At 38.2% G+C, this 17,460-nt stretch carries 17 protein-coding genes and 3 tRNA genes; 14 read left to right on the top strand and 6 right to left on the bottom strand.

Features of this window, described 5'->3' with window-relative positions:
- Nucleotides 1-95: 95 nt before the first annotated feature.
- The 4 genes from dnaB to tgt form a co-directional block, all read right to left on the bottom strand.
- The gene (gene dnaB, locus RM541_RS12310; protein ID WP_311500442.1) at nt 96-1,655 is read right to left on the bottom strand and encodes a replicative DNA helicase; all 1,560 of its coding nucleotides are present in this window, start codon (nt 1,653-1,655) and stop codon (nt 96-98) included.
- A 167-nt stretch (nt 1,656-1,822) separates the two neighbouring features.
- Complete coding sequence (locus RM541_RS12305) at nt 1,823-2,776, bottom strand: acetyl-CoA carboxylase carboxyltransferase subunit alpha (protein WP_311500441.1); 954 nt, start codon at nt 2,774-2,776, stop codon at nt 1,823-1,825.
- Nucleotides 2,777-2,874: 98 nt separating this feature from the next.
- On the bottom strand, nt 2,875-3,951 hold the full coding sequence (locus RM541_RS12300) for an LptF/LptG family permease (protein WP_311500440.1): 1,077 nt from the start codon (nt 3,949-3,951) through the stop codon (nt 2,875-2,877).
- 1 nt (nt 3,952) lies between these two features.
- The gene (gene tgt, locus RM541_RS12295) at nt 3,953-5,083 is read right to left on the bottom strand and encodes a tRNA guanosine(34) transglycosylase Tgt (protein ID WP_311500439.1); all 1,131 of its coding nucleotides are present in this window, start codon (nt 5,081-5,083) and stop codon (nt 3,953-3,955) included.
- A 173-nt stretch (nt 5,084-5,256) separates the two neighbouring features.
- On the opposite strand from tgt, the gene RM541_RS12290 reads away from it, so the two are divergent.
- From RM541_RS12290 to RM541_RS12280, 3 genes are all read left to right on the top strand, one after another.
- The gene (locus RM541_RS12290) at nt 5,257-6,102 is read left to right on the top strand and encodes a transketolase (protein ID WP_311500438.1); all 846 of its coding nucleotides are present in this window, start codon (nt 5,257-5,259) and stop codon (nt 6,100-6,102) included.
- A 40-nt stretch (nt 6,103-6,142) separates the two neighbouring features.
- The gene (locus RM541_RS12285; protein ID WP_311500437.1) at nt 6,143-7,096 is read left to right on the top strand and encodes a transketolase family protein; all 954 of its coding nucleotides are present in this window, start codon (nt 6,143-6,145) and stop codon (nt 7,094-7,096) included.
- A gap of 115 nt (nt 7,097-7,211) precedes the next feature.
- Entirely contained in the window at nt 7,212-7,814 is a 603-nt protein-coding gene (locus RM541_RS12280) for an outer membrane beta-barrel protein (RefSeq protein ID WP_311500436.1), read from the top strand.
- Nucleotides 7,815-7,898: 84 nt separating this feature from the next.
- Here the strand turns inward: RM541_RS12280 and RM541_RS12275 are convergent, their stop codons facing one another.
- On the bottom strand, nt 7,899-8,858 hold the full coding sequence (locus RM541_RS12275; protein ID WP_311500435.1) for an FKBP-type peptidyl-prolyl cis-trans isomerase: 960 nt from the start codon (nt 8,856-8,858) through the stop codon (nt 7,899-7,901).
- Nucleotides 8,859-8,936: 78 nt separating this feature from the next.
- On the opposite strand from RM541_RS12275, the gene RM541_RS12270 reads away from it, so the two are divergent.
- From RM541_RS12270 to RM541_RS12260, 3 genes are read left to right on the top strand one after another with little or no spacing between them, the layout of a single operon-like run.
- Entirely contained in the window at nt 8,937-9,335 is a 399-nt protein-coding gene (locus tag RM541_RS12270; RefSeq protein WP_311500434.1) for an RNA-binding S4 domain-containing protein, read from the top strand.
- Nucleotides 9,319-9,912, top strand: coding sequence for a class I SAM-dependent methyltransferase (locus RM541_RS12265; RefSeq protein WP_311500433.1), 594 nt, complete (start codon nt 9,319-9,321; stop codon nt 9,910-9,912). The genes RM541_RS12270 and RM541_RS12265 overlap by 17 nt, the downstream gene beginning before the upstream one ends.
- Nucleotides 9,912-10,412 carry a phosphoribosyltransferase family protein gene (locus RM541_RS12260; RefSeq protein WP_311500432.1) on the top strand — a complete coding sequence of 167 codons (501 nt, stop codon included), beginning with the start codon at nt 9,912-9,914 and terminating at the stop codon, nt 10,410-10,412. Before RM541_RS12265 ends, RM541_RS12260 begins: the two co-directional genes overlap by 1 nt.
- On the opposite strand, the gene RM541_RS12255 is transcribed toward RM541_RS12260, so the two are convergent.
- Nucleotides 10,407-10,925 (bottom strand): shikimate kinase, encoded by a 519-nt coding sequence (locus tag RM541_RS12255; RefSeq protein WP_311500431.1) that lies wholly within the window; start codon nt 10,923-10,925, stop codon nt 10,407-10,409. The genes RM541_RS12260 and RM541_RS12255 overlap by 6 nt on opposite strands.
- Before the next feature lie 125 nt (nt 10,926-11,050).
- On the opposite strand from RM541_RS12255, the gene RM541_RS12250 reads away from it, so the two are divergent.
- The 8 genes from RM541_RS12250 to RM541_RS12215 all read left to right on the top strand — a co-directional run bounded on the left by RM541_RS12250 (nt 11,051) and on the right by RM541_RS12215 (nt 17,455).
- Nucleotides 11,051-11,123 (top strand) — tRNA-Lys (locus RM541_RS12250).
- A gap of 117 nt (nt 11,124-11,240) precedes the next feature.
- Nucleotides 11,241-11,313: transfer RNA gene (locus RM541_RS12245), tRNA-Lys, on the top strand.
- A 246-nt stretch (nt 11,314-11,559) separates the two neighbouring features.
- Nucleotides 11,560-11,642: transfer RNA gene (locus RM541_RS12240), tRNA-Leu, on the top strand.
- 989 nt (nt 11,643-12,631) lie between these two features.
- Nucleotides 12,632-13,531, top strand: a complete 900-nt coding sequence (locus RM541_RS12235; RefSeq protein WP_311500430.1) for a MerR family transcriptional regulator — start codon at nt 12,632-12,634, stop codon at nt 13,529-13,531.
- 8 nt (nt 13,532-13,539) lie between these two features.
- Entirely contained in the window at nt 13,540-15,003 is a 1,464-nt protein-coding gene (locus tag RM541_RS12230) for a phytoene desaturase family protein (protein ID WP_311500429.1), read from the top strand.
- Nucleotides 15,004-15,007: 4 nt separating this feature from the next.
- Complete coding sequence (locus tag RM541_RS12225) at nt 15,008-15,847, top strand: phytoene/squalene synthase family protein (RefSeq protein WP_311500428.1); 840 nt, start codon at nt 15,008-15,010, stop codon at nt 15,845-15,847.
- A 6-nt stretch (nt 15,848-15,853) separates the two neighbouring features.
- A complete protein-coding gene (locus RM541_RS12220; protein ID WP_311494564.1) occupies nt 15,854-16,303 on the top strand; it encodes a sterol desaturase family protein in 450 nt (149 codons plus the stop codon).
- 18 nt (nt 16,304-16,321) lie between these two features.
- Complete coding sequence (locus RM541_RS12215; RefSeq protein ID WP_311500427.1) at nt 16,322-17,455, top strand: lycopene cyclase family protein; 1,134 nt, start codon at nt 16,322-16,324, stop codon at nt 17,453-17,455.
- Nucleotides 17,456-17,460 lie beyond the last annotated feature (5 nt).

Genomic DNA, 17,460 nt, shown 5'->3' with positions numbered 1-17,460 from the left:
AATTGGCAATTATCAGCCATAAAAAAACCGCCAGAAATCCCTTCAGTTTAAAAGGAATTCCGGCGGAAGTATTCTCTGCTGTTTCTATTTTTCTGTTAAAAAGGCACGTCGCTATCGTCATCATTAAAGTCATCATTCATGGAGCTGCCAAAAGCTTCGTCTGCCGTTGGACTGGGTAAATTTTTACTACCAAAATCATTTTCGTCTTCCCCTCCACTGTTCATTTTCGAATGAAATTCAAATGGAGAATCAAACTCCTCCAAGTTATCAAATTTACCAAGATGTCCAATAAATTTCAACCTGATATTCTCAAGTCCGCCATTACGGTGTTTCGCTACAATAAATTCTGCCTGGCCATCTGTAGGAGTACGTTCTTCATCATCCCACTCGTCAATTTTATAGTATTCGGGACGGTAAATAAAGGAAACGATATCTGCATCCTGCTCGATCGCTCCAGATTCCCTAAGGTCAGAAAGAAGCGGCCTTTTACTGCCTCCACGAGTTTCCACGGCACGGGACAACTGCGAAAGTGCGATAACCGGAACACTTAGTTCCTTAGCCAGCGCCTTAAGGTTACGGGAAATTGTAGAAATTTCCTGTTCCCTGTTTCCTCCTTTCTGGCTTCCTCCAGCCGTCATTAACTGCAGGTAATCCACAACAATTAGTTTAATACCGTGTTGTGAAGCGAGACGTCTCGCTTTGGCCCTGAGGTCGAAAATTGACAAAGAGGGGGTGTCATCTATAAATAGAGGTGCTTTTTCAAGATCCTTCACTTTTACGTTTAGCTGCTCCCACTCGTGTTTTTCCAGGTTTCCGGTTCTTAATTTTTCTGAAGATAAACCTGTTTCAGAAGAAATTAAACGGGTGATAAGCTGTACTGAAGACATCTCCAGGGAGAAGAAAGCAACGGGCATATTTTGTCCCACTGCAATATTTCTCGCCATCGATAAAGTCAGCGCGGTTTTACCCATACCAGGACGTGCTGCCACGATAATTAAATCACTGGGCTGCCAACCGGAAGTTAACCTGTCCAATCTTTCGAATCCTGAAGGAACACCACTAAGTCCTTCTTTGTTGGAAATCTCCTGAATCCTGTTCTTCGCCTGGATCACCAAACTTTGCGCAGTTTCTGTAGATTTTTTTATGTTACCCTGTGTGACTTCGTATAATTTAGCTTCAGCCTGGTCCAGCAAATCGAAAACATCTGTAGATTCGTCGTAAGAATCTTCAATAATTTCGTTTGAAATTTTTATCAGGCTTCGCTGTATATATTTCTGAAGAATAATACGCGCGTGAAATTCAATATGCGCTGAAGATGATACTCTTTGAGTCAACTGAATGAGATAATAATCGCCTCCAGCCTTGTCAAAATTGCCGTCTTTCTTAAGTTGGTTAGAAACGGTTAATAAGTCAATCGCCTCTGTATTTTCAAACAGCTTATGTATAGCCTCAAATATGAGCTTATGAGAGCTTTTGTAGAAGGCCTCTGCGGTTAAGATGTCGATAATTTCATCTACTCCCTTTTTATCAATCATCATCGCCCCAAGCACAACTTCTTCTAAATCAACAGCTTGAGGAGGTAATTTTCCTTTTTCTAAATTAACGACATTACTTTGTTTGTAACCAAAACTTTGCGGCGCAGTGATATTTTCCATATAACGAAAGTAAAAAAAATGTTAAGACAACCTTAAGAATTAACGGTCAACTTAATTAACCGGTAATAAACAATTGCCCTGTTGAAAACTTAATTATTTTGTTGAAAAGGACAAAAAAATCCGAAACTTTAGCTCCGGATTAAATTCGTGATGCGGTATAGAATGTATTAGCCTTTAAAAACACCCATCGCTAAATACTTGTCCATTCTTTTTTCAACCAAATCTGCTGGTGATAAGTTTTTAAACTCATCATAAGAGTCCGATATGGATTTTTTTACAGTTGCAAAAATTTCCTCCCGGTCACTATGTGCGCCACCAATTGGTTCTTTCACTATTTCATCGATAAGTTTCTGTTTCTTCATGTCTTTAGCAGTAAGTTTTAAAGCTTCTGCCGCAACTTCTTTGTATTCCCAGCTCCTCCAGAGAATGGACGAACAGGATTCCGGAGAGATTACAGAGTACCATGTGTTTTCCAACATCATAACCTTATCTCCTACTCCTATACCTAAAGCCCCACCGCTAGCTCCTTCTCCAATTATTACAACGATAATAGGAACTTTTAAACGCGTCATCTCCAGGATATTTCTTGCTATCGCTTCTCCCTGTCCTCTTTCTTCGGCTTCAAGCCCCGGATAAGCACCCGGTGTATCTACTAAACATACAACAGGAATACCAAATTTTTCAGCAGATTTCATAAGGCGAAGCGCCTTACGATAACCTTCCGGATTTGCCATTCCAAAATTACGATACTGCCTTGTTTTGGTATTATATCCTTTTTGCTGACCAATAAACATGTAGCTCTGATCATCAATTTTTCCAAAGCCCCCAATCATTGCTTTATCGTCCTTTACACTACGATCCCCATGAAGTTCAAGAAAAGTATCACCGCAAATGGCTTTTATATAATCTAACGTATACGGCCGGCTTGGATGTCGTGATAACTGGACACGTTGCCATGCAGTTAAATTCTTATATATGTCTTTTCTGGTTTCCCTGAGCTTCTTCTCAATTTGTTTACAGGTAGCAGTTACATCAACATTACTCTCCTCTCCTATATTACAGGCCTTCGCGTATTGTTCTTCTAACTCTTTAATGGGTAATTCAAAATCCAAATATTCCATAAGAATTATGGTGTTTTTTAATTAGCCCACAAATATAACAAACTTTAAAAGGAAGATTTCTATAGTTTCCGTTTAAATTTCAAGTGTACGATACGCCCTTATCTCTTAGACGTAAAAAGTAGGTAAATAGCCAAAACCCCAAAAACTATATTCGGAAACCACACTGCAAGTAGTGGTGAAAAGGTAGATTGCTCTGCCATTGTACCAAAAACTTTATCGAAAAAGATGAAAATAAAAGCCAGGGTTATCCCTACCGCAAGATTTACGCCCATTCCTCCCCTCCTTTTTTTAGAGGAAACTGCAACCGCAATCACAGTAAGGATAAAAGCTGACACCGGAAGACTCCATCTTTTATAAGCAACAACAAGATACCTGTTAATGTTACCGGCACCACGACGACGTTCTGTCTCAATAAAATCGTTTAATTCAGTATAATTTAGAGTCTCTGCGATATAGGATTCCGGAGTAAGTTCACCAAATTCAAATGGAAGAATAGTATCGACTTTTCTCTCGTGGATAATCTCATCTCCATTTTCCCCTACAATCCTTTTATCGAAGTTAGTAAGGCTATAAGTTGAATCTGCTTCATTAAATTCCAGATAAGAAGCACTTATTTTGAATTCCAGTTTATTACCATTAAAATGTTCTAGCGTAAAGTTTCTTGCAGTCTTTGTTTTTGGTTGAAAATTACTTGCGTAAATGTATTCATCATCATTGATCTGCCGGTAAACATCCCGTGTTTCCTGAACCTGGGCTCCCCTTTTGAGGTATTCATACTTAAATTCGTTAAAACCTTTACTTGCTCTTGGCGCAAGATACATCCCTAATACCAGCGCACCGACACATACTATGGAAGCTCCAATAAGATATGGACGCAAGAACCTCCAGAAGGAAACACCACTACTTAAAAAAGCAATAATTTCTGTATTATTTGCGAGTTTAGAAGTAAACCAGATTACCGATAAAAACAGGAAAAGCGGAAAAAGAAGATTGGCAAAATAAATTGTAAAATCCAGATAATACTTTGCCACCTCAATGAAGGGCACCTCATTTTCAAGTATCTTATCGATTTTTTCAGCCAGGTTTACTGTAATTCCAATAGGAATAAAAAGCAAGAGCATCAGAATAAAAGTGCCCAGATATCTCTTCAGTATGTACCAGTCTAATATTTTCAACTTATAAGCGTTTATCCATTTGCTTCACCATTTGATTCTTCCAGGTGGCAAAATCTCCGGCAATAATATGTTTCCTGGCTTCCCGCACCAACCACAGGTAGAAGCCCAGGTTATGTATGGTAGCAATTTGCTTGCCAAGCATTTCGTTTACGGTAAACAAATGGCGTAAATAGGCTTTTGAATATTCGGTATCAACATAGGTCATGGCCGTATCATCAATAGGAGAGAAATCTTCCTGCCACTTCTTATTCTTAATATTTATAGTTCCATGAGCCGTAAAAAGCATTCCGTTCCTTGCGTTTCGGGTCGGCATTACACAATCAAACATATCCACACCCAGCGCGATATTTTCAAGAATGTTTATCGGGGTACCTACACCCATTAAATATCTTGGTTTTTCTTTTGGAAGGATATCTGTTACAACTTCTGTCATTGCATACATTTCTTCTGCTGGTTCTCCAACAGAAAGCCCTCCAATAGCGTTACCTTCAGCTCCTACAGATGCAATGTATTCTGCAGATTGTTTTCTAAGGTCTTTATAAGTACTTCCCTGAACTATTGGAAAAAGCGTTTGATTAAAACCATACAGTGGCGGAGTTTTTTCAAAATGGGTGATACATCTGTCCAGCCACCGATGCGTCATATGCATAGAACGCTTGGCATATTTATAATCACAGGGATAAGGGGTACACTCATCGAAAGCCATTATAATATCGGCACCAATTACACGCTGGATTTCCATCACATTTTCCGGGGTAAAGGTATGGTAAGAGCCATCTATATGAGATTTGAATTTTACACCATCTTCCTTAATTTTTCTACGTGCAGAAAGCGAATATACCTGGTACCCTCCACTGTCCGTAAGAATATTTCGGTCCCAATTCATAAATTTATGAAGACCTCCGGCTTTTCTAAGCACTTCAGTCTGAGGTCTTAAATAGAGATGGTAGGTATTCCCAAGAATAATGTCAGGATTAATATCTTCTTTCAATTCCCTTTGGTGCACTCCTTTAACAGAAGCAACGGTGCCAACGGGCATAAAAATAGGTGTTTCAATTTTACCATGATCTGTTGTAATAGTACCAGCTCGGGCATTACTGCCGGGATCGACAGATAATAATTCAAAATCCATATATACATTTAAGTGCCGCAAAGATACTCAACATTTGTTGGAAAGAAAGAATTGTGACAATTGATAATTTATGTGTGCTTTTAACACTTAAGGTTATAACTCCTTCAATTAAACTTTGAAAAAGGGATATAATAACCTATTTTTGTTTCAATATCATAACAACAACAACCATAATGTCAGACTTTAAGAAATTAGAAGATTTTGCTACACAAGTGCGCAGGGATATTTTAAGGCAGGTTCATAAGGTGAATTCGGGACATCCCGGGGGCTCTTTAGGCTGTACTGAATTCTTTACAGCACTTTATCAGGAAATAATGGAGCACAATACAGATTTTGATATGGATGGAAAAAATGAAGATTTATTCTTTCTTTCCAACGGTCATATCTCTCCTGTATTCTACAGTGTACTTGCCAGGAGCGGGTATTTTCCGGTTGAAGAACTTGATACCTTCAGGCTTATCGATTCAAGACTGCAGGGACATCCAACTACACACGAGGGGTTGCCGGGGATACGTATTGCCTCAGGCTCACTGGGACAGGGAATGTCTGTAGCACTTGGTGCTGCACAGGCTAAAAAATTAAACGGGGATAAGCACCTAGTTTACACCCTCCATGGAGATGGCGAACTACAGGAAGGTCAGAACTGGGAAGCCATTATGTACGCTGCAGGAAATAAAGTGGACAATATTATTTCTACCGTAGATTTAAATGGACAACAGATAGACGGTAGTACCGAAACAGTGTTACCAATGGGAAATCTTAAAGCCAAGTTTGAAGCTTTTGGATGGGATGTTTTGGAAATAGAAAATGGAAATGATCTTAAACAGGTTATTGATGGCTTAAAAGAAGCTAAACAACGGACAGGAAAAGGAAAGCCAGTTTGTATCCTTATGACCACCGTAATGGGGCATGGTGTCGATTTTATGATGCACACTCACGCATGGCACGGAAAAGCTCCTAATGATGAGCAGCTGGAAAAAGCACTTTCTCAAAACCCTGCAACCCTGGGAGATTATTAAACCAAAGATTTCCTTATAAGGAAATGACAAAAAGCTAAAAATGAAGAAATATACAGATACAGGAAAAAAAGATACACGCTCAGGTTTTGGAGACGGACTTACAGAACTTGGACGCAGCAATCCTAACGTAGTTGCCCTATGTGCCGACTTGGTAGGATCTTTAAAAATGCAGGATTTTATAGATGAAAATCCGGAGCGCTTCTTCCAGGTAGGGATTGCCGAAGCCAATATGATTGGGATGTCTGCAGGACTTACAATAGGAGGTAAAATACCTTTTGCCGGAACTTTTGCAAACTTTGCTACGGGTAGAGTTTACGACCAGATTCGCCAGAGTGTGGCTTATTCAGATAAAAATGTGAAAATTTGTGCTTCACATTCCGGAGTTACACTTGGAGAAGATGGTGCAACACACCAGATCCTTGAGGATATCGGTCTTATGAAGATGTTACCTGGTATGACTGTAATTTGCACCTGCGATTACAATCAGACCAAAGCAGCTACAATTGCAGTAGCAGAACATAAGGGACCTGTTTACCTAAGATTCGGACGTCCAAAAGTGGCAAATTTCACTCCGGAAGATCAAAAATTCGAGATTGGAAAAGCAGTTCAACTATATGAAGGTAGCGATGTTACTATTATCGCTACAGGACATTTGGTATGGGAAGCTGTACAGGCTGCAGAACAACTTGCAGAAAAAGGAATTAGTGCTGAGGTTATAAACATACATACTATTAAGCCTCTTGATGCTGAAGCTATACTTAAGTCTGTAAAGAAGACAGGATGTGTAGTTACTGCTGAAGAGCACAACTTCCTTGGTGGATTAGGTGAAAGTGTCGCAAGAACATTATCTGAAAATCATCCGGCTCCCCAGGAATTTGTGGCCACACAAGACACTTTTGGTGAGAGTGGTACACCAGAGCAATTAATGGACAAGTACGGCCTGAATGCTGAAGCAATCATTAAAGCTACAGAGAAAGTCATCAAAAGAAAATAAATCTTTTTGATAATAATTATTAAGAAAAAGCCTTTCAAAAAAATTGAAAGGCTTTTTCTTTAAAAATAAAACCGAGTATTTCTTCGTTATCTTATCACAACCTAAAAATATTATTATGAAAAAACTAATGTTACTCGCCATTTTTATTTGCGGATCCACACTTATGGCACAAGAAGCGTCTTTTGGGATTAAAGGAGGTTTAAATTACGGAGCTACCGGAGAATACAACGGACCTCAGGATGCAGCAGATGACCTCTCTTCAAATTTCTCTGAAGACGGAGAGAACCGAAGAGGTTTCCACGTGGGCCTCTTTAGCAAATTCGAAATCCTGGGCATTTTCATTCAGCCGGAACTTTTATATACAAGGTTAAATACTGAGTATAGTGACTTCGATTATAAATTAGACAAAATAGATCTTCCGGTTCTGGCGGGAATAAATGTTCTGGGACCGTTAAACATCAAGGCTGGTCCTTCTTTTCAATATGTATTGAGCAATGAACTTGAAAATACCAGCCTTCAGATTGGCGATGTTGAGAATGAAATTAGTGTTGGTTATCAATTAGGAGCCGGATTGGAGCTGGGTCGCCTTGGAATTGACGTGCGCTACGAAGGAGCTTTTCAGGAAAATAATACTTTTGGAGAAATGGCTACAGAAAATAATTTCACCATCGATTCCCGCGCTTCACAATGGATTCTTAGCGCTTCCTATGCCTTCTAAAAATTATTAATCCCACATAACATCCTAAAAAAAAGAGCCCGAAATAGGGCTCTTTTTTGTTTATTTTCTTTTCTAGAATTAGAATTACTTAAAGAAATCCGGATCCAGGTAATCTGGAGTTCCGTCGTTGTTCGTATCTGTAAGTTCTAAAGTACCATCTTCCTGAATTACAATTTCATTGCGAGTAGGAGTACCATCTCCGTCATCATCTGCGTCAGAATGATTAGGGAAATTATCACCGTCAGTATTATCATTAAAAAGATTTCCATCGTTATCCAGGTCTTCCATCCAGGAAGGGACTCCATCTTTATCGTGATCTGCTTCTGCAGTTCGATAGAGGTTTATTTTAAAGATAAGCGGAGCATAACCAGGTATCCCAGATCCGGAAGGAGGAGAAGAGAAATAAGCAAGACCTGAAGGCACAAAAACAGCTCCTATTCCGTAGTCATTTTCCCACTCGATTGTATTATCTGGACTCACATCATACCCTGTAGAAGATTTAAACTCCACAAGACTTTCAGAAAAGCCGGGGAGAACTCCTCCCGCACGTCCAGGCCTCCCATTAGCATCCAAAATAATGTATCCCGGTAAATCAAACCACACCGGCGACACCATATTGTCGTTAAAGACAGTTTGGTTCATCAACTGTCCAGTATACGCAACAAGAGTAGAATCTGCCATAGTTGGACGGTCTCCCTCTCCTTCCCGTACTTTCAGAATATATAAATTGTACTCAACATCATCGCGGGTCACAGATTTTACCATTAAATCTTCAGATTCAAGCAGGGATGTTTTTTCAGAATTCTCTCCCGAGATAGTGTCAAATTCAATTTCGTAATCAAAACCTTCAGAAGGATTCTGAAACTCTTCATAATTATAAAAATGTGTAGACAGGAACTCCACTAATCTTTCATCATCTTCTATTGCCTGCTCTCCCCTATCCCTTTCTTCAAATGTAGGCGTCTCATCATCATCATCTTTGTTACAGGAGATAAATCCAATACTCATTGTTGCACAAATAAGAAATAACTTCTTTAACCGCATCGTCTATAATTTTAGGGCGCAAGATACAATATTCTTGTATTTTTGCTTAAGGAATAAGATGACATTTAAAGCTGATTTATGAGAGTTGATAAATATTTATGGTGCGTCCGGTATTTCAAAACCAGAAGCATTGCTACCAATGCATGTAAGCAGGGAAAGGTGAAGATGAATGGGGCCAATGTTAAGCCTTCTAAAGAAGTCTTTCCCGCAGATAAAATCCAGGTGAGGAAAAACCAGGTAAATTACGAAGTAGAAGTTCTCGATCTTCCTCCCAGCCGGATAGGCGCAAAGCTTGTAAATTTATATCTTCACGATATTACTCCAAAAGAGGAATTTGAAAAAAAAGATCTCCTGAAATATTCTCAGGACTATTATCGTAAAAAAGGAGCCGGCAGACCAACTAAGAAAGATCGCCGGGATATAGACGACTGGTTCGAAACTGCTCCTGAAGATAAAAAAGATGAAAAAGAAACTTAATCAAAGCTACTGGAGTGAAAGGTATTCATCAAATGATACCGGTTGGGATATAGGTGAAGTTTCAACTCCTCTTAAAGAATATATAGATCAGCTTCGGGACAGGGAGCTAAAAATCTTAATTCCCGGGGCTGGAAATTCTTATGAAGCTGAATATTTGTATAAAAACGGTTTCAAAAATGTTTGGGTGGCAGATATTGCAGAAATGCCTCTTCATAATTTAAAAAACAGATTACCGGATTTCCCTGAAAATCAGTTATTACATACCGACTTCTTCACGCTTGAGGGCACCTTCGATCTCATCCTAGAACAAACTTTTTTTTGCGCGCTGCCCGTAGTCCAAAGAAAAAATTATGCTGAAAAGGCTGCTCATCTCTTAGCCGAAAATGGTCAAATTTCAGGTCTCTTCTTCAACTTTGAATTAACAGAAAACGGCCCGCCGTTTGGTGGAAGCAAGAAGGAGTATCTCACGTATTTTAATCCTTATTTTGAAGTAGAAGTACTGGAAAAGTGCTATAATTCTATTCCGCCAAGACGGGGGAACGAGTTATTCTTTATATTTAGAAAAAAACAGAAGTAATGAAAGACAAGGTTCTTATTTTAAACAAAGCAGAAATAAAACACAAGATTAAAAGAATTGCCTATCAAATCCTGGAGAACAACATCGACGAAAATGATATTATTCTGGCGGGAATTGCCAAAAACGGATTTGAACTTGCAAAACGTTTAAAAGCCGAATTGGAAATAATCTCATCTATTAGACCACGGCTTTGCGAAGTGAAAATTGACAAAAAGAATCCCCTGGCTGAAATTACTACTTCCCTCACACCTGAAGAATACAGAGATCAATCGGTAATCCTGGTGGACGATGTACTAAATTCCGGAACAACCCTCATCTATGGTGTCCGGCATTTCCTTAATGTCCCTCTAAAGCAGTTTAAAACAGCTGTACTTGTAGACCGGAACCACAAGAAGTATCCTGTAAAGGCAGATTTTAAAGGTATTTCCCTTTCCACCTCCCTGAATGAAACTGTAAAATTAAGATTTGAAAAAGGAAATGACCGGGTAGAACTTTTATAACTTTTCTACGATATCCCTTGCAATTTGTTCCGGATCCCGATTATCTACATTTACAATTATATTTGACTGGTTATAATAGTAAGCCCTTTCAAATAAATGTTTTCTCAGGAACTCTTCCAATTCCGGTTTTGTCTGAAGGTGACTTATCACAGGCCGGTGTACCTTCTCCAGAAACAAACGATCTGTAAGAGTTTTTACCGTAGCCTTTAGATATACCGTTTTTGTTCCGGCAGTCTGCTGGATCCAATCAAGATTATTGCCGTAGCAGGGTGTTCCACCTCCTAAAGACACGACCATATCTTCTTCTTTCTCCAGGATATCCCGCAACACTTTATTTTCCAGGTTTCTAAAATAAAGCTCTCCTCTTTTTTTAAAAATACTCTGGATACTGGTCTGTTCTATAAGCTCTATCTGATCATCCAGGTCGACATAATTATAATTTAAAACTGCCGAAAGTTTATGTCCTATGAGGGATTTTCCTGCTCCCATATAGCCATTTAAAAAAATCTTCATACGCTACTTCGCTAATTTCTAGGTTAATTGAAAACATTTGCAAATTTATGTCATTTTAATCTTGAAAAGTAAATTATTGATATTATATTTGCACCCGCATTCTGGAAAAGCCGAATGTACATTTTGATCTGGTAGCTCAGTTGGTAGAGCATCTCCCTTTTAAGGAGAGGGTCCTGGGTTCGAGCCCCAGCCAGATCACATTTTTAAGTTCTGATCAAGTTGGGCGAGAAGTTTATCCTGAGTGAAGTGAAACGAAGTGGAGCTGAACCGAAGGAAGTCGCAAACAGATCATTTAGCTCATTAAAATATTGTTTAGATCTGGTAGCTCAGTTGGTAGAGCATCTCCCTTTTAAGGAGAGGGTCCTGGGTTCGAGCCCCAGCCAGATCACATTTTTAAGTTCTGATCAAGTTGGGCGAGAAGTTTATCCGGAGTGAAGTGAAACGAAGTGTAGCTGAATCGAAGGGAGCCCCAGCCAGATCACATTTTTAAGTTCTGATCAAATTGGGCGAGAAGTTTATCCTGAGTGAAGTGAAACGAAGTGTAGCTGAATCGAAGGGAACTCCAGCCAGATCACTCTAGTTTAGTTAATTTACTAAGCTACTTTAACAGCCTTTAATTGAGACTTTCAATTACACCCGGGTGCTGGAATTGGTAGACAGGCATGGTTGAGGGCCATGTGTCCTTAGGGCGTGCGGGTTCAAGTCCCGCTCCGGGTACTTTAAAGAATTACTTCTACTTTCTACAATAAACTTCCTGAAGAAAAGCCAGGAATTCACTGATAAGTTTTTACTCCTGTAGATAAAGCTCGTTGTCGCAAATTTTAAAGGGGTATGTTGAAAACACCAATTATCGACCAATAGTAGCATTTCTGAACAAAAGCTACAAATTTACTGATAGGTTTTCCCTTCCGTAGATAAAGCTCGTTGTCGCAAATTCTAAAGAGGCATGCTGAAAACACCAATTATCGACCAATAGAAGCATTTCTGAACAAAAGCTACAGATTTACTGATAAGTTTTTCGCTTCCGTAGATAAAGCTCGTTGTCGCAAATTCTAAAGAGGCATGCTGAAAACACCAATTATCGACCTGTATTGGCATTTCTGAAGAAAAGCCACGAAATTCACTGATAAATTTTTGCTTCCGTAGATAAAACTTATTGTCGTAAATTCTAAAAGAGACATGCGAAAAATACCAATTATTGACCGGTAGTAGCATTTCTGAAGAAAGGCCAGGAATTCACTGATAAGATTTTGCTTTCACAGATAAAGCTCGTTGTCGCAGTTTCGAAAGAGGTATGCGAAAAACACCAATTATCGACCGATAGTAGCATTTCTAAAAAAATTTACGGATTCACTGATAAATTTTCACTTCCGTAGAAAAAATAAATTTCGCAGATTCTAAATAGTTATGCTGAAAACACCAATTATCGACCGATAGTAGCATTTTTAAGGAAAATTTACGAATTCACTGATAAATTTTCACTCCGTAGAAAAAACTCATTATCGAAAATTCTAAAGAGGTATGCTGAAAACGATCATTATTGATCTTCAGAAATTTCACAACATCAGATGAGTTATTTTCTATTTCAGTATTCCAATTTAAGAAAGAACTGTTTAAGTAATCTTTATTTTTATTAAACATTTAACTTTCTGAACGTTTTCAGAAGCCACAAATTACGTAGTTTTACTTCTCTTGTTAAACAAAATATGGAACTCGTAAAACAAAATTTCAGCATTAAGGACCTGGAGCATCTTAGCGGAATTAAAGCTCACACCATCAGGATTTGGGAAAAACGGTATAACATCCTCAATCCAGATCGCACTTCAACAAACATTAGAACCTACGATAGCTCCAATCTTCAGAAAATTCTGAATATTGCTTTTCTTAACGAACATGGATATAAAATTTCCAGGATATCCAAACTTTCTGAAGAAGAAATAGGAAAAATGGTAAAGAGGATTTCAGCCTCCTCCAGTGTGGAAAACCGGGCGATCAACGCGTTTAAGATGGCGATGATAGATTTTGATGAGGAACTCTTCAATAGGACTTATGAAAGCCTTCAGGAAGAGAAAACATTTCAGGAAATATTTCAGCAAATCTTTATTCCTCTTTTAGGTGAGATAGGTACTCTTTGGCAAACCGATACTATTAAACCCATACACGAGCACTATATTGTAGAACTTATAAGAGAAAAGATATACCTAAACATTGCTGCTCTAAAGCAAGAGAGGAAACCAACTTCAGACAGGCTTTTTGTTCTCTTTCTACCAGAGAACGAAATCCACGATGTAGGCCTGCTATATCTTAATTATCAGTTACTTTTAAATAAGAAGTCGAGTATTTTTTTAGGTTCAAATCTCCCCATTTCAGACATAAAATATCTCCTCGATAAAAGTGATAATATTACATTTATGAGTTACTTTACTATTGCACCACAGGATATTATTGAATTCGTAAGAGAATTTCAGGAAGAGATTTGTTCAGAAAAACCAAGGGAGCTTTTCCTTTTTGGAAATCGGGTAAAACAGTTTGAAGAACAAAAAAAGAATTTTTCGGCAAACATTAAATTCTTTCCTTCAATCCAGGATTTTATCAAAACCCTTTAATTCCGTACATGAAAAAAAAGATTTCAATAATAGGCTCGGGTTTTGCATCTCTTGCGGCGTCCTGTTATCTGGCAAAAGAAGGGAATGATGTTCATATTTATGAAAAGAATTCTGAAGTTGGCGGAAGGGCGAGACAGTTAAAAAGGGAAGGTTTTACTTTTGACATTGGCCCCACGTGGTACTGGATGCCAGATGTATTTGAAAGATTTTTTGCCGACTTTAATAAAACTCCTGAAGACTACTATCATCTTGAAAAATTAAATCCTGCATATCAGGTGTATTTTGAAGATGGTGAGAAAATTACAATTGGTGATACTTTAGAAAAAATTTACCATGCCTTTGAAGCTGAAGAACCGGGAAGTTCTAAAAAGCTTAAAAAATTTATAGGTCAGGCTGAAGAAAATTATAACATTGCCATTAAAGACATGGTGTACCGTCCCGGTGTTTCTCCGCTGGAGCTGGTTTCCATAGAAACTGCAAAAAAACTCGGACAATTTTTTAGTACCATCTCCCGCGAAGTTCAAAAGGAATTTGAAAATGTAAAGCTTGTTCAAATCCTGGAGTTCCCTGTTCTCTTTCTTGGCGCTAAGGCAAGCAACACACCTGCTTTTTACAGTTTTATGAATTATGCCGATTTTGCTTTGGGCACCTGGCATCCAAAAGGAGGAATGTACGAGGTCATTAAAGGCATTAAGGAACTTGCAGAATCACTGGGAGTCCAAATACATACAAATTCACCTGTAGACAAAATAAATCTCAATGGGGACACCGCAACAAGTATCATGATTAATGGGGAGCATATTAAATCTGATATAATCCTGAGCGGTGCAGATTATCACCACACCGAGTCTTTACTCCCTGAACATAAAAGGCAGTATCCTGAAAAATACTGGGAGAAGAAAACTTTCGCTCCCTCTTCCCTACTCTTTTATATTGGTTTTGATAAAAAGCTACAAAATGTTTCTCATCACACCTTATTTTTTGATACCGATTTTAAAAAACATGCAGATGCTATTTACGATAATCCGCGGTGGCCGGAAAATCCCCTTTTCTATGCCAGTTTTCCTTCAGTCACTGACGCTGGTTGCGCTCCGGAAGGCAAAGAGTGTGGAATATTTTTAATCCCTCTAGCACCGGGTATAGAAGATACTCCGGAATTACGAGAAGAATTTTTTCAGAAAATTATAAAACGATTTGAAAAATTGACGAAGCAAGAAGTGAAAAATAATATTATTTTTAAGGAGTCCTTTTGTATCAACGATTTTAAAAGTGAGTACAACTCATACAAAGGAAATGCTTACGGACTCGCGAATACGCTTTTTCAAACTGCTTTCCTGAGGCCAAAATTAAAAAGCAAAAAAGTTCATCACCTGTTTTTTACAGGACAGTTAACCGTTCCGGGTCCTGGTGTTCCGCCTTCATTAATCTCGGGAAAATTAGCAGCAGAGCTTATTCAGAACTCAAAATTTTAATGCTATGAAATCCATTTTTGATGTCGTATCCCACGCCTGTAGTAAAACTGTCACAAATTCCTACAGCACATCTTTTTCTACAGCTACAAAGATGCTGGCTCCCGGTATTCGCCAGGATATTTACAATATTTATGGATTTGTTCGGTTTGCAGATGAGATTGTAGACACCTTTCATGATTACAACAAAAAAGAACTTTTTGATGATTTTGAGAAGGATCTTTACAAAGCAATTGAAGCAAAAATTAGCTTGAATCCAATTTTAAATTCTTTCCAGGAGACTGTTCACAAATATGATATAGAAGAACCATTATATCGTTCTTTTATGAAAAGCATGCGTCAGGATTTAGTAAAATCTGAGTATCTTACCGTAGAAGAATACAAAGAGTACATTTACGGTAGCGCAGATGTTGTGGGTTTAATGTGCCTAAAGGTCTTTGTAAAAGGTGATCAAAAACAGTATGACGCCCTTAAGGAGTCGGCAATGAGCCTTGGATCGGCATTTCAGAAAGTGAATTTTCTGCGGGATTTAAAAGCAGATTATGAGGATCTTCAGAGAAGTTATTTTCCAGATGTTAATCTCTCGCAGCTGGATGAATTAAGTAAATCTAAAATTATAGAAGATATAGAAGAGGATTTTAACAGAGGTCTGCACGGCATTGCAAAACTTCCTGTAGAAGCAAAATTTGGAGTTTATACAGCGTATGTTTACTATAGAAAGTTATTACACAAACTTAAAAAAGTACCGTCGCTGGAAATCAGAAACCAAAGAATTCGTGTTCCAGATTATCAAAAGGCGGGACTCTTGGCAAAATCATATATTTCTTATAGATTTAACCTTATTTAAATAATTATGGATACTTTGCTTTGGATCTTAATTTTTCTCGGGACTTTTGTGGCCATGGAAGGTATGGCGTGGTTTACCCACAAGTACATTATGCATGGGATTTTGTGGAAACTTCATAAAGATCACCATCATAAAGACCACAGCAGCTGGTGGGAACGGAACGATTTATTCTTTGTTTTCTATGCGGCGGTAAGTATTACATTTTTTTTACTGTGGCAATACAATGGATTTTGGGCCGGTCTACCGTTGGGTCTCGGCATTCTCGCTTATGGAATCACTTATTTTACGGTGCATGATATCTTTATCCATCAGCGCTTTAAAATTTTTAGAAATGCAAATCACTGGTATGCAAAGGGCGTAAGACGGGCTCATAAGATGCATCATAAACACCTGGGGAAAAACCACGGGGAATGCTTCGGAATGCTTTTTGTTCCATTCAGGTATTTCAAAAAATAAAATATTTGACATTTCTTTATGGGGATAACCTATTTTTATGTGATCGTGGGAAGCGGACTTGCCGGACTGCAGCTCGCTCATCAACTTAGTAAAGAAATATTCTTCAAGGGTAAGAAAATTGCAATTATCGATCCTTCAGAAAAAAATACCAATGATAAAACCTGGTGTTTCTGGGAAAAAGGACAGGGTAAATGGGATAAAATCGTTAGCAAAACCTGGAATTCTACAAATTTTCTTTCTGCCGAAAAAGACCTGACGCTTGATCTTACCCCATATAAATACAAAAGAATAAAATCTCTCGATTTTTACAATTTTGTAAAGAAAGAGCTAAATTCTTCTCCTGACATTGTCTTTCTAAGAGACAAGATTTCCAGAATAGATCCTGTTACCATGCAGGCGATTGGTGAAAAAGAAAATTATTCAGCAACCCATTTTTTTGACAGTAGATTACCCTCTTCATATCTTGATGACGATAACTACACGAAGATCTACCAGCAGTTCAGGGGTTGGTATATTGAGACCGAAAATAGCCATTTTGACCCCTCCACTTTTACGATGATGGATTACCGGCTTAAACACAAGAACTCCACCAGTTTTACCTACGTTTTACCAGAAACCAGCACAAAAGCACTTATAGAGTTCACTTTTTTCACCCCATTCCTGGCGGAAGAACATGTTTATGACAAAATGCTGAAGAGATATCTTTCAGAAATCCTGAAAATTGAAGATTACAAGGTAACATCAGTTGAAGCGGGGGTAATACCTATGACTGATTTCCCTTTTGAAAAAATAAACACTAAAAAAATCACCAAAATTGGCACAGGAGGAGGTTGGGTAAAGCCCAGTACAGGCTATTCTTTTAAAAGCACAGAGAAAAAAGTAGACAAGATCATAGATAATATTAAAAGAGGATTAATTCCGGGGAAAAATCTTATAAAAAAGAAATTCCGACGTTATGATGCTATTTTTTTAGATGTTCTGGCAAGACATAATGAAAAAGGAGATGTCATTTTCAGTAAGCTTTATTCCAAAAATTCCATGGAAGAAATCTTTAAATATCTTGACGAAGAAACTTCATTTTCAGAAGAAATGAAAATTATGTTTTCCCTTTTCGGTACCGAATTTATAGAATCCTTCTTCAGAAAAATATAGAAATA

It is taken from the genome of Autumnicola psychrophila, assembly GCF_031846645.1.
In the GTDB taxonomy this organism is placed as follows: domain Bacteria; phylum Bacteroidota; class Bacteroidia; order Flavobacteriales; family Flavobacteriaceae; genus Autumnicola; species Autumnicola psychrophila.
This window is presented reverse-complemented; position numbering and strand designations above follow the sequence as displayed.